The 13,421-nt window shown below is 60.2% G+C and carries 11 protein-coding genes; 4 read left to right on the forward strand and 7 right to left on the reverse strand.

Annotated elements, in window-relative coordinates; all coding sequences use genetic code 11:
- Positions 1-2 precede the first annotated feature (2 nt).
- From glcF to ACP7D9_RS10830, 4 genes are all read left to right on the forward strand, one after another.
- Positions 3-1,223, forward strand: coding sequence for a glycolate oxidase subunit GlcF (gene glcF / locus ACP7D9_RS10815; protein WP_426157304.1), 1,221 nt, complete (start codon positions 3-5; stop codon positions 1,221-1,223).
- A gap of 88 nt (positions 1,224-1,311) precedes the next feature.
- Entirely contained in the window at positions 1,312-2,691 is a 1,380-nt protein-coding gene (gene hglS, locus ACP7D9_RS10820; RefSeq protein WP_426157306.1) for a 2-oxoadipate dioxygenase/decarboxylase HglS, read from the forward strand.
- Between the two features lie 183 nt (positions 2,692-2,874).
- Positions 2,875-3,372, forward strand: a complete 498-nt coding sequence (locus ACP7D9_RS10825) for a hypothetical protein (RefSeq protein ID WP_101162683.1) — start codon at positions 2,875-2,877, stop codon at positions 3,370-3,372.
- Between the two features lie 156 nt (positions 3,373-3,528).
- The gene (locus ACP7D9_RS10830; RefSeq protein ID WP_426157395.1) at positions 3,529-4,356 is read left to right on the forward strand and encodes a glycosyltransferase family 2 protein; all 828 of its coding nucleotides are present in this window, start codon (positions 3,529-3,531) and stop codon (positions 4,354-4,356) included.
- Positions 4,357-4,679: 323 nt separating this feature from the next.
- On the opposite strand, the gene ACP7D9_RS10835 is transcribed toward ACP7D9_RS10830, so the two are convergent.
- The 7 genes from ACP7D9_RS10835 to ACP7D9_RS10865 form a co-directional block, all read right to left on the reverse strand.
- Positions 4,680-5,264, reverse strand: coding sequence for a hypothetical protein (locus ACP7D9_RS10835; protein ID WP_426157308.1), 585 nt, complete (start codon positions 5,262-5,264; stop codon positions 4,680-4,682).
- Positions 5,265-5,350: 86 nt separating this feature from the next.
- On the reverse strand, positions 5,351-5,551 hold the full coding sequence (locus ACP7D9_RS10840) for a hypothetical protein (protein ID WP_101162686.1): 201 nt from the start codon (positions 5,549-5,551) through the stop codon (positions 5,351-5,353).
- An 11-nt stretch (positions 5,552-5,562) separates the two neighbouring features.
- Positions 5,563-5,805, reverse strand: coding sequence for a hypothetical protein (locus ACP7D9_RS10845; protein ID WP_426157310.1), 243 nt, complete (start codon positions 5,803-5,805; stop codon positions 5,563-5,565).
- Between the two features lie 134 nt (positions 5,806-5,939).
- Positions 5,940-7,007: a lipocalin-like domain-containing protein gene (locus ACP7D9_RS10850; protein WP_426157312.1), complete on the reverse strand. Its 1,068-nt coding sequence runs from the start codon at positions 7,005-7,007 to the stop codon at positions 5,940-5,942.
- Positions 6,997-9,465, reverse strand: coding sequence for an FtsX-like permease family protein (locus ACP7D9_RS10855; protein ID WP_426157314.1), 2,469 nt, complete (start codon positions 9,463-9,465; stop codon positions 6,997-6,999). Before ACP7D9_RS10855 ends, ACP7D9_RS10850 begins: the two co-directional genes overlap by 11 nt.
- On the reverse strand, positions 9,465-10,118 hold the full coding sequence (locus tag ACP7D9_RS10860) for an ABC transporter ATP-binding protein (RefSeq protein ID WP_426157316.1): 654 nt from the start codon (positions 10,116-10,118) through the stop codon (positions 9,465-9,467). The genes ACP7D9_RS10855 and ACP7D9_RS10860 overlap by 1 nt, the downstream gene beginning before the upstream one ends.
- Before the next feature lie 1,429 nt (positions 10,119-11,547).
- Positions 11,548-13,245 carry a sulfatase-like hydrolase/transferase gene (locus ACP7D9_RS10865; protein ID WP_426157318.1) on the reverse strand — a complete coding sequence of 566 codons (1,698 nt, stop codon included), beginning with the start codon at positions 13,243-13,245 and terminating at the stop codon, positions 11,548-11,550.
- Positions 13,246-13,421: the final 176 nt, after the last annotated feature.

Genomic DNA, 13,421 nt, shown 5'->3' on the forward strand with positions numbered 1-13,421 from the left:
CCATGCAAACCACCCTCAGCGAGCAATCGCGGCAATTGCCCCGCGCTGGCGAAGCGGAAAAGATCCTGCGCACCTGCGTGCATTGCGGCTTTTGCAACGCGACGTGCCCGACGTATCAATTACTCGGCGATGAACTCGACGGGCCGCGCGGGCGCATTTATCTGATCAAGCAAGTGCTGGAAGGCGCACCGGCCACCGAGCAGACGCAACTGCATCTGGATCGTTGCCTGTCGTGTCGCAACTGCGAAACCACCTGCCCATCCGGCGTCGATTACCACAACCTGCTCGACATTGGCCGCGCGGTGGTTGATCGCCAAGTGGCGCGCCCGGCTGCCCAGCGTTTGCTGCGTGAAGGCCTGCGCGCGTTGGCGCCGAATCCGGGGTTGTTCAAAGGCTTGCTGCGCATGGGCGCGACCTTTCGGCCGCTGCTGCCGCGCCGGCTGGAAAGCAAACTGCCGCAGCACGTCGCGGTTATGGGGTCGCGCCCTGCTCCTCGGCATGCGCGCCGGGTGTTGTTGCTCGAAGGCTGCGTGCAGCCGGGCCTTTCACCGAACACCAATGACGCAACCGCGCGGGTGCTCGATCGCCTGGGCATCAGCGTCATACCTGTGAGCGAAGCCGGTTGCTGCGGCGCCCTCGATTATCACCTCGACGCTCAGGCCAAAGGCCTCGACCGTGCTCGGCAGAATATTGATGCCTGGTGGTCACATCTTGAAAACGGTGCCGAAGCTATCGTGCAGACGGCCAGTGGTTGTGGCGCGTTCATCAAGGATTACGGGCATTTGCTGGCGGATGATCCGGTCTATGCCGAGAAGGCTCGGCAGATCAGCGAAATGACTCGGGATCTGGTGCAAATCATCGCTGAGGAACCGCTGGAGCAAGTGTGCGCAGCCAGCGAACGACGCATCGCCGTGCATTGCCCGTGCACGTTGCAGCACGCACTGAAACTCGGCGGCGCCGTCGAGGCAGTTCTGACCCGACTCGGCTTCAACCTCACGCCAGTGCCGGACGGCCATTTGTGCTGCGGCTCGGCGGGCACTTACTCGCTGACGCAACCGGCGCTGGCGCGACAACTGCGCGATCAGCGCCTCAACGCTCTGGAAAGTGGCCGGCCCGAGTTGATCGTCACTGCCAATGTGGGCTGTCAGAGTCATCTGGCCAGCGCCGGGCGCACCCCCGTGAAGCATTGGATCGAGCTGGTGGATCAGTCGCTGGCAGAATGAAGTTCGTCGGATTCTTCGTTTGCCCGCGTGGGCGAAGGCTGCGATCTTTTCCAGCACTCATTCCGTGACCATGGCAGGAATTTTTTTCATGACTGTGCAGCCGTTCGTCAGCCCCGACCTGATCCGCCAACGCTTCTCCCGAGCGATGTCCGACATGTACCGCGAAGAGGTGCCACTGTACGGCGCGCTGATGGAACTGGTGGAAAACACCAACCGCGCGCTGCTATCGCAGCAGCCTGATGTCGCCGGACAGCTCAAGCGCAGCGGCGAAATCGAACGGCTGGACATGGAACGCCACGGCGCCATCCGCGTCGGCACCGCGAGCGAACTGGCCACCCTCGCCCGCCTGTTCGCGGTGATGGGCATGCAACCGGTGGGTTATTACGACCTGACCCCGGCAGGCGTGCCGGTGCATTCAACGGCGTTTCGTGCGGTGCATGAAGAGGCGCTGCAGGTCAGCCCGTTTCGCGTGTTCACCTCGTTGCTGCGGCTGGAGCTGATTGAAGACGCTGAGTTGCGTGAGTTTGCCGAATCGGTGCTGGCCGGTCGTTCGATTTTCACCGACTCCGCGTTGCGCCTGATTGAACAGGCGGAAACGGCGGGCGGGCTGAATGACGCCGAAGCCGCAGAATTCGTCCGACAAGCACTGGAGACTTTTCGCTGGCACCACAGCGCCACCGTCAGCGCCGCGCAATATCAGAAACTCAGCGCACAACACCGCTTGGTCGCGGACGTCGTTGCGTTCAAAGGCCCGCACATCAATCACCTGACGCCGCGCACGCTGGACATCGACACTGTGCAGCAACAGATGCCTGTTCATGGCATCACACCGAAAGCCGTGATCGAAGGGCCACCGCGCCGCAACTGCCCGATCCTGCTGCGCCAGACCAGCTTCAAGGCGCTCGACGAGCCGATCGCTTTCATCGATCAGCCCGAAACCCTTGGCAGCCACAGCGCGCGTTTCGGCGAAATCGAACAACGCGGCGCAGCCCTGACGCCAAAGGGTCGAGCGCTGTACGACCGCCTGTTGAATGCCGCACGGGATGAACTGGGCGACTTTCCCAGTGAAGCCAACGCCGTACGCTACAACGCGCTGATGAATCAGCACTTTGCGCAATTTCCTGACAGCGTCGAGGGCATGCGTGAACAGGGGCTGGCGTATTTTCGTTATTTCGCTACGGAAAAAGGATTGGCGGCGCACGGACTTGGCGAATCGTCCCTGCAGGACTTGCTGCGCGAAGGCTATGTAAAAGCGGAGCCGCTGGTGTACGAAGATTTCCTGCCGGTGAGCGCGGCGGGGATTTTTCAGTCGAACCTCGGCGATTCTGCACAGACGCACTACGCCGAACATTCCAATCGCTTGGCTTTCGAACAGGCGCTGGGGCGTTCGACTATCGATGAACTAGCGTTGTATGCCGAGACGCAACGGCGGTCGATTGAGGAGTGTTTGACCCGACTTGCGCGTTAAAACATCAAAAGATCGCAGGCTGCGGCAGCTCCTATAGTGCAAAGTGGCGGGGTTGCATGGATGAAATGTGAGCAACCCAGTTCGTCTGCTTCTTTCAATTTTCAACATCTGTTAAAACGTTAAGCCGATTTGTTTCGGTTTATCCGAGACCATAAGTCGACAATTTTCGAGTCTGAAAACCCAATGAAAACCCGTCACATAATTCTCGCCAACGGATGGACCGCGACCTTCGAAAACATCGGTGAGTTTCGCATGGGCGTCGAGGGCTGGAGCTTGCTTCTACAGGGCCCGGATGATCAGGCGATCAAATACTTTGCAGACCAGATTGTTCTGGCGAACGACGAGGACGGCAACCAAGCCAACACCTGCATCCTGCTCTCGGTCGATGGTGTTTACGGCTATTTGCGTACGGCCGTAGACGGCGACTGGGTGATCGATTTTGCGCGAGGGATGATTGCCCCTCATCGAGTAACGATTCGCCACCATCACGACGTTTACGACGAAAGCCTTGCGCTGTATGAACAGCCGGCCTTCAAACGTGTGCGCCAGTACCTCAGTGTTGCCGGGAAACACATCTATCTGACCTTTCCGCTAACCAGAGATGAGGATTTTCCTAAGTTGTGGGAGCAATACCTGGCAATCCGCAGGCGCCAACTGGATGAGCTTTACTTCGCAAGCTGATGAACGCATGAAGACATCCGGAACGCATCCGAACCGTTTTACGTCCTCTCATTCCCCCAGGTTCGACCCTGCCAAATTAAGTTTCACCTAAGCTTCCCCCGCTAGCATCCCGGCTCAACAACCTGTCGTCTTGAGCCGTGGATGAGTCCCTCCGACATGAAAGCCTTCGACCTGCCTGCCCCGCCGCATCCCAACTTCAGCCTCGTCCTGGTCAATTACAAAACCCCGGACATTACTCGCATGTGCCTTGAACTGCTTCGCGAGCATGTTCAGGCGCAGGGCATTCCGGTGTGGGTGGTGGACAACGATTCGGCGGATGCCAGCCTTGATTATTTGCGTTCGCTGGACTGGATCAATCTCATCGAGCGACCGTCGCCGGGCAAGGAAATGGGGCATATTGCCCATGGCAAGGCGCTGGATCTGGCGTTGGCGAAAGTTGAGACGGACTACTTGTTTCTGCTGCACACCGATACCTTTGTCTACGACATGGAAGTGTTCGCGATGATGATGCGCGAGTGCACGAAAAGTGCGGACATGGCGGCGGTCGGTTGTGTGGAGCAACTTGATCGCGGGTTACTTCGCGATACCTGGCGATTAACTTCGCGCTTCTGCAAACATCATGTCCGGCGGCTGAAAGTCCATCTTGGCCTGCGTTCGAAACCACCACGTCCGTATAAAGAAACGCATCTGAAAAGTTTCTGCACGCTATGGAATGCGCGCTTGATGAAGTCCCAGGGGTTGCACTTCTGCATGGATGAGGAGGTGCCGGGATACGCCCTGCAGGATCGAATGGTCGAGTTGGGTTATGGCGTCAGGTTCCTCTCGCCGCGGACGATTTTCCGTTACCTCGATCATATCCAGGCCGGGACCGTCGCGGCGGCAGGCACGTATGGCAAGGATCATCGCCGTACGAAGATGTATCAGGCGACGCTCAAACGCTTTCAGGGGCAGCAAGGCAAGACTGGCGTGCAAGCTTCGGCTTAATCCACGACAACAAAAAAGGGCGACTTCGAAGTCGCCCTTTTTTGTTGTTGAATTTTGTATACATCTGCTGTCGTGGTGGAGTTCGCCCAGTGTTATGGCCTGGCAATCCATGCACCGGTAAAGAGCCGCGACACTGGGCGAACGCCGAGGATTTTAATTCAAACGAGTGCACATGTCCTCATGCACAAAGATGAAATTTTTGAACTGAAAAGTTAAAAACCGTGTTTTACCGATTTTCCTCCAGAATTGTCTTACAAAATATTTAATATAATTGCTCTCACACGCAAAGTTGTACAAGAGCAATAAACTTGTAGAGCTAATACTCAACTATCGTGCTGGCTGGTCACTTTCAGGATATCGGTGTAAGTGACAATAACGCTCTGCCCTACTTTGAGATCTTTCAACTTGGCTTGAATCTCCGGCTTCTTCACCTCGAGCGTCTTCGATTGTCCGGAAGGATTTTCCAGAGTGACCTGATGGGTCTTCAAATCAATTTTGCTGATTTTCAGCTGCACCTGAACCTGACGATAGGCCTCACCCCCAGGGTTGTCGCTGCCCGGTGCTTTACGGAGTTCGCCGGTGCGTTCGGTGGTGCCTGGCAGACCTTTATCCACTTCGGTGTCGAGATAGGCGGCGACAGACCGCTGCACCTCGATCTTCACCAGGTCGCCCACTTTAAGATTGGCGAGGTTTTTCGCTTTGTCGCTGAGCTGGACGTGGACCTGACGACCTTCGGGACCTTCCAGCACCACCTGATGGTTGGCCGGGTCAACGGCGAGCACTTTGGTGGTAACGGAATCAGCCTCAACGACGGCGGATAATGGAATGTCGGCAGCCAAAGCGCCGAGACTCACGGCAGAAAGCAGTGTTGCGAGGGTCATGGCCTTGGCCAGTGCGTTGAGCTTCATATGCATTACTTTCCCTGTGATGAAATGGCGAAGCCCGCCGCCGAAGCGACTTCAGCGGCGGGCGTGCCAGTGAGCATAGACGCTGTTCAGGGCTTGACCTGGGTTTGTGGCCCGCGGGTGTGTGGCTCGGCGGTCTCCTGGGCGGTGGACTCGCCACTCGCTGTGCCTTTGCCGCTGTCCTGCCGCTGTTTGGGGTCGGTCGGGCGCAAGGCGTCGTTGTCGCGTTCGGTTTCGCCGGCCGGGCGTGGTTCATCGGGGTTATCGTTTGGCTTGCTGGATTTATTCACGGCGCTAGTCCTCAGGCTTCGGGATCGTCGAGTTCGCGGGCGACGTTGACCTCGGGTGAGTGCCGGTGCAGATCGTCTGCTTTGGCACGCAACAACTGCCATTGCTCAAGATCGATCGCGCCTTGGCCGAGCAGGTCGTCGGCGATGCGCTGCAGATCGAGGTAGTGAGCGTCAGGGGAGTCCTGCCAATAGGCCTGATCGTCGAACAGCCGCTGCCAGGTATCGAGGTCTGGGGATTGCAGGTCGTCGCTCATGGATGGGTCCGAAAATAGCGGGTTTCCAGGTAGAGCGATGGGCGCTGGTGAGAGTTCAGTCAGTTCGCTCAACGGTCACGGCGCTGGCGCCTTCGCGAGCAGGCTCGCCGCCGGCGGGAGAGCGGTTCCCGCCGCTAATATCCGGTCATTTCCAGATAACCCTGGCCAGGATGGCTGCCATCGATCTTCACCGGGCCTTCCCAATAGGGAATTCGCAAATCCATCCACGCATTGCGGTTGATCGCGTCGACGCGGATATCGAGTTTCTTGTCTGGAATGCGGATCGACCACGTCACTGGCATCGGTCGACCGGCAACCTTGGCCGTATCCTGCGGCACAAGACTGATCTGCTCGCGGTGCAACGTCTGGATCTGGCCATCTGCGGCGATCCAGGTGCCGGTGAGATAAGGCGCGCCGTCCTTTTGTCGCATGCGATAAAGCATCACGTGTTCGCCGCTGTCCAGGTGCAGCGAGAACCAGTCCCAGCCAGTCTGATTGGCGGTCAGCGGCTGGCTGCTCCATTCGCGATCGAGCCACGCCGGGCCGCTGACGGTGTAAGTCTGGCCGTCGATTTGCAACGTACCGTTGGCCTGGAAAAACGGCTGACTGTAATAGTACGAGGCCTGGCCTTCTTCAGATTTCTGGCTGAAGCCGTTGTTGCCCTGCAGCACCGGCGGGCGACTGGAGGTGAGTCGCAGTTGATACGCGAAATGCTTGTCACGGGCACTGAGTTGCATATCGCGCAACGGATCCTGCGCCTGGCTGGCAAACATCCAGTCATCGATCCACGCCTCGAACGGCGCCAAACGCACGCCCGCCTGGCCCACGCCGCCACGCGCGTAGCGCTCGGCGGCGTGATGCACCGAGCGCGAGGTGACCGTCGCATGGCCGAGCCAGATCGTCTGATTGCCCCACCCGGCCTGCTCGGCAACCGGTTTCAGGGCGCTGCGAAACAGCGTCCATTGCACGCCGAAATCGTTGCCCTGCTGATCCTTGAGATTGGCGGTGACGTACCACCACTCGATGCGAAAACCATCATGCGCGCCGTGATCGGCCGGGAAGCTGAATACCCGATCGGGCACCACCGGCGTGAACGATTGCGCTTGATCACCCATGCCGGCAAAGCCCTTTTCCTCGGGTGCAGGCTGATCGCAGCCACCGAGCAGCAACGCCAGCATCAGCACGCGCCATTTAATCCTCATGGGCAAACGTCCTCAGCAAATCCGCCGGTTGCGTGCGGTACAGAGAATACAGCGGCCATGCCGACGCCATTAATGTCGCCAGCAAGGCCAGCCCCATCAGTTGCAACAACTGCCACGGGAACACCCGCAACGGCAGTCGCCAGCCGAACGCCTGCACGTTGATCACCGCATCCAGGCACCATGCCAAAGCGATGCCCAACGGCAGCGCCAAGAGCAGGGTCAGCACTGCCAGCAGCCAGGTCTGGCCGAGGTTGAGCAACATCAATTGTTTGCGCGTCACGCCCAGCGCCCACAGCGGTGCGAGTTGACCGAGTCGGCTCTGGCTCTGGGTCAGCAGACTGATGAACAGCGCCACGCCAGCCACGGCCAAGGTCAGGCTGTTCAATGCTGCCGTCGCGGCAAAGGTGCGTTCGAAGACTTGCACCGACCAGCCTTTGAGCCGCGCCTGATCGACGATGTGGTTGTCATCCAGCTCAAAGCGCGCCTGCAAGGTCTTGAGCAGCGCCGGAATCTGTGGCGGATCGATGCGCAGATTAAAACGGTTCGGCGTCAGCTGCGGCCAGCCCTGCAACAAGTGCTCACTGCTGATCAGCACGTGCCCTTTCGGATTGCCGTAGTCAGCGTAGATGCCGACGATGCGCGGCGACCACGTGCCGTTCGGTGTGGGAATGGGCAGATGGTCGCCAGCTTTGAGTTTCAGGCGTCGCGCCAGTTGTTCGCTGAGCATCACCGCATCATCCGTCGCCAGCTTCCCCCATGGTTCGCTGCCGCTGCTGTCGAGCAACGGCCAGTGCTGGCGATAGTGCGGGTGGTCGATAATGCCGTAGACATCGGCCGGCCAGCCTTTCAACGTTACCGAGACTTGCCAGTTAGGCAGCACTGCGGCCACGTTGGGCTGCTGCTTGAGCCAGCTGTGCATCTCGCGGGCCTGCGCCGGGTTGGCCGGGTTGATGTACAACTCGGCGCTCAGGCGTTGTTCGAGCCAGTCATTGAAGGTCTGGCGAAAACCGGCGGTCATGCTGCCGGCGCCGATGTTGGCGGCGAGTGCCAGCAGCAGCGCCATCAGCGCCAGACTCAGGGCTGGCAATTGCTGGCGACAGTCGGCGAGAAACCACTGGCCGAGCACCGAACGACTGCGCCCGAGCAACGGATTCAACAACGCACTGAGCAGCACCGGCAAGGCCAGCGCGGCACCGAGCAACAAACCGGCCATGAGCACGAAGCCGCTGCTCAGGCTGTCACCCCAGATCAGCGCCGCCAGCGCAATCGCCAGCAGCACCGTCGCCAGCCAACCCTGCCGGCGCAACCAACGCGAATACTGTTGATGCCAGGCCTGCGGATCGGCGACCGCCAGCAACGGCAGGCGCGCCGCCCGCAGCAGGCTGTTGGCCCCGGCCAGCAACGCGCCGAGCAGACTCAGACCGATACCGCTGAGCCACCACCAGGGACTCAAACGCAACTGCCCCGCCACTTCCGCGCCATACAACCCGCGCAAGCTGGCGGCGACGTCCGGCAGCAGAACGCTGGCCAGCCAATAGCCGCTGATCACGCCGAACAATCCGCCGATCAGCGCCAGTACACCCAGTTCAACCACCAGACACGCGATCAGCATTCGCGCATTGACGCCACAGGCGCGCAACGTGCGCAGCAAGCCTCGGCGCTGTTCCAGAGCGAGGCCAATGGCGGCGTGGACGATGAACAAACCGACCAGAAACGATAGAAATCCAAGGGCATCGAGATTGAGGTGAAAGCTCTCGGTCAGCCGCGCCAGATTGTTTTCTTCACCGCTGCTTTTGAGCTGCAAGCGATCCTTGAAACTGGCTGGCAAATCCTGATGAAAATCCTTGGGCAACAGAAGCCGCGACAACTGCTCGGGTTGTTCCAGCAAGCTTTGTGCTACGCCGATGTCGACCAGTAACAGGCCCGGCGCCATGTCCTTCTGCGCGAGCAGCGGCGGCAGAGTCTGGCCTGCCGCGGTTTGCGGTGTGTCACCTTCGCGCAAGCCGAGCAACTGCAAGGTTTCCGGGGAAATCCAGGTACTGCCCGGCGGGCTGAAAAATTCGACGATTCCCTCAATCGGCATCGCCTGCCCGGCCACTGGGGAGTCCGCCGGCAGCGACACCGGCTCGATGCCCATCACCTGAATGCGTTGGTCTTCGTGGCCCTTGAGCGTCAGCCGGCCCTGCAACACCGGCGACACCGGCCAGCCCTGACGGCGCAGCTCGATGAACCAGCCTTGGGGAAACGGTGCGCCATTCGGGGTGCTCAGGCTGGCTTGCGGTTCGCCGCCGATCATCTGGCTGGCCCGCGCATAGCTGTCGCGGGCCTGGCTGTTCAGCGCCTCGACGCCGGTGAGCAGACTGGTAGCCAGCCACAACCCGGTCAGCACACTGAAAAACTGCACGGGATGGCGCCGCCAGTGGCTGAGCAGCGCGCGCAGGGTTTGCCGCCAGATCATCAGGCGACCCGCCCGTTCGATAACACCACGCGCTGGGCCAATCGTGCCGCGACGCGTTGGCTGTGGGTGACCATCAATAAGGTCGTCGATGTGTCATCAAGTAGTTCGAGCAGCAGCCGTAATACTTCATCGCTGGTGGCTTCATCGAGGCTGCCGGTGGGTTCATCGGCCAGGAGCAATTTCGGCTGCGAGGCCAGCGCACGGCCCAGCGCGACCCGTTGCTGCTGGCCACCAGAGAGTTGCTCTGGATACCGCGAGAGCAGATCCCCTAGCCCCAGACGCTGCACCAGATGCGCCTGCCAACGCGGCTCATGGCGCCCGGCCAGGCGCGCTTGAAAGGCCAGATTGTCTTCTACGCGCAGGCTACCGATCAGGTTGAACTGCTGAAACACCAGACCGATTTCCGTGCGCCGCCAATTCGCCAACTGCGCTTCGCTCATCGACTCCAGGCGATGCTCGCCGCTGCGGATGCTGCCGCTATCGACCTTGTCCAGCCCGGCCACCAGATGCAGCAGCGTGCTTTTGCCACTGCCCGATTCGCCCATCAGCGCCAGGCTGCCACCGGCCTTGAGCGTCAGATCGACGCCTTGCAGTACCGGCAACAATCCCTGGGGCGTGGCATAGCTTTTGAAAACGTCGCGAACCTCAAGCATGAGCAAACCCGATCAGTGAACCTGGGCCTAGGATAGCGGCCCTGAAGGGTTTTTGTCCGCTGATGATCGGTCCCGGTTGCTCAAGAGCTAAGCGTTTCGCTGCCTGTCCGGGCCCCTTCGCGAGCAAGCCCGCTCCCACAGAAGAGCGACGGCTGGCCGGCCATCGGCGGCGCGGCGCATTTGAGTGTGGGAGCGGGCTTGCTCGCGAAAGCGTCCTGTCAGTTGCCGCTGCATCGACTGACACAACCTCTTCGCGAGCAAGCCCGCTCTCACAGAAGAGCGACGGCTGGCCGGCCATCGGCGGCGCGATGAATTTGAGTGTGGGAGCGGGCTTGCTCGCGAAAGTGCCCTGTCAGTTGCCGCTGCATTGACTGACCCAACCTCTTCGCGAGCAAGCCCGCTCCCACAGAAGAGCGACGGCTAGCCGGCCATCGGCGGCGGCGTATTTGAATGTGGGAGCGGGCTTGCTCGCGAAAGTGCCCTGTCAGTTGCCGCTGCATTGACTGACCCAACCTCTTCGCGAGCAAGCCCGCTCTCACAGAAGAGCGACGGCTGGCCGGCCATCGGCGGCGCGATGAATTTGAGTGTGGGAGCGGGCTTGCTCGCGAAAGCGTCCTGGCAGTTGCCGCTGCATTGACTGACCCAGCCTCTTCGCGAGCAAGCCCGCTCTCACAGAAGAGCGACGGCTGACCGGCCATTGGCGGCGGCGTATTTGAGTGTGGGAGCGGGCTTGCTCGCGAATGTGCCCTGTCAGTTGCCGCTGCATCGACTGACCCAGCCTCTTCGCGAGCAAGCCCGCTCCCACAGAAGAGCGACGGCTGGCCGGCCATCGGCGGCGCGACGTTTTCAGTGTGGGAGCGGGCTTGCTCGCGAAAGCGCCCTGTCAGTTGCCGCTGCATCGACTGACCCAGCCTCTTCGCGAGCAAGCCCGCTCTCACAGAAGAGCGACGGCTGACCGGCCATTGGCGGCGCGACGTTTTCAGTGTGGGAGCGGGCTTGCTCGCGAAAGCGTCCTGGCAGTTGCCGCTGCATTGACCGACCCAACCTCTTCGCGAGCAAGCCCGCTCCCACAGAAGAGCGACGGCTGGCCGGCCATCGGCGGCGCGACGTATTTCAGTGTGGGAGCGGGCTTGCTCGCGAAAGCGTCCTGGCAGTTGCCGCTGCATTGACTGACCCAACCTCTTCGCGAGCCCGCTCCCACAGAAGAGCGGTGGCTGGCCGGCCATCGGCGGCGGCGTATTTGAGTGTGGGAGCGGGCTTGCTCGCGAAAGCGTCCTGGCAGTTGCCGCTGCATCGACTGACCCAACCTCTTCGCGAGCAAGCCCGCTCCCACAGAAGAGCAACGGCTGGCCGGCCATCGGCGGCGCGGCGTATTTCAGTGTGGGAGCGGGCTTGCTCGCGAAGAGGGCCCGCCGGGTTTATGCCAGACTCACTGCCCCGAAGCCACACTCGCCGGCGCCCGCTCCGGGGTGACGATGCGGCTCAGATCGATATGCTTCCATTCAGGCTTGGCCCCCAACCGCGCATTGAAACGGTAGTTGAAGGTGAAGTCATCAGCCGTCGGCACGCTCAACGGTTTGCCATACACCGCTTCAACGGCAGCCAGGTCGTAACCCATCACCTGCAACAGCGTCGGGAAGATGTTGTAGTGACTCGAGCGGTTCTTGTTTGCCGGCAGATTCGCCGCCCAGTCCGGCGCCTGCAATCCACGGCCCTGAATCACCACCAGCGGCACCAGTCCCTCCTCCTCCACCGGGTTGCCGCCGCAATGGGTATTCAAGCCCGGGTTGCCGCGTTCATGCAGATCCTGGCCATGATCGGAGGTGTAGATCAGCAGGGCGTTGTTCAGATTGGCCTGGGCGAACACCCGTGCGAAGAACTCGCCGACGTTCCACAACAGCGTGTTCTTGTAGGCGTTGCGATACAGCAACCAGTCATCCGGCTGGCCGTTGAAACCGGCGCGTTCGCCCGTGTCGGCAACTTCGGTGAACCGCCCGCGTGGCAGCGTCGGCCGGTAGGCCATGAACGCATCGGGGTATTTGTCGTGCACCGGAAAATGCGCGCCAACCTTGTTGATCACGATCAGTTCCGGACGATCGTCATTGAGCAGTTCGATCAGCTTCGCCGCTGCGGCCATATCGCGGTCGCGCACGCTGGTCTGGTCGAATTGCACGAAACTGTCGATGTCGTGTTTCTCGGCGACGGTCATCAGGTTCTGCAGGTTGCCGGCGGTGCGCTGGGCGTCGATGTAGACCGTGCCGAGCCCGGCCTTTTTCGCGTACTGCCAGATCGACGGCAACGTGCTGTTGATGCGTCTGTAGTCGGCGCGGGTGCCGCCGTAGCGCAAGGTGACGTTGGTGTCGGCGCTGCAATTGGCAATGGACGCGGCATAACCAAAATTGAAGACATCGACCCCTGGCGGCGCTTGCTTGAGGTTGCTGTGCACGCCGAACGGCGCGTTGATGTCGAGGTAGTTGCCGGAAATGCTTTCGTCGATGATCAGCACGATGTCGTGGCCGACAGCAGGCGCGGCGCGAGCCAGCGTCACCGGTTCGCGAGGGCCAACGGTGTCGTGCAGTGCCTCATAGGCAAACAGGTTGAGGTAGGCCAAAGGCGTGTACATGATCGGCAGGCCCCGGGCGCCCTCGCCCGCGCGTAAAAAAAGCACTCCACTGAGCATCAACACACTGACGATAGGCGCCGCGACCCGCAGCGTGTTCGGTATGACCAGCGGATGACGCGGCTTGAGCCCGATGCCGAACAACAGCAGCAAGCCAATGAGCACCGCGCGCAGGATCGCGTCGCGGTACTGATACGCCGCTTCCTGGATGAAGCCGCCGGAATACACAAGAGAAACAAAATCGCTGTACCTCAGGTAATCCGCAGTGACCCGGGTGTAGACATCAAAAAAAACTGCGGCGGCAAACATCGCCAATGCGAATGTCTGTCGAACGAGAGCCTGACGTATATAGGCAGTTAGATATAACGCCACCGTTAGCGCCAAAAACATCGCGCCAAAAACAAGTGCATTGAAACTCCACCCGATAGCATTTAACCGCTCCAGGTAATAGTCGGAATACGACAACATAAAGACAACTAAGAGCAGTTCTTTGGCATATCTGAACATGGCGCTACCAGGTGGGCAAAAAAAACATGATGTCAAAGGTTTGTCGGTCAGAACCTGACACTAGCACCCGCCCCTGAAAGCGCAAGAAATGATTGATAGCCGAATCAAGCGTCAAAAAAACGGTGCCTCAAATCTGACACACCAGCCACTAAATTCCTTTAAAACCAATACCTTCT

It is taken from the genome of Pseudomonas sp. TSRC2-2 (assembly GCF_049897785.1).
Classification (GTDB): Bacteria; Pseudomonadota; Gammaproteobacteria; order Pseudomonadales; family Pseudomonadaceae; genus Aquipseudomonas.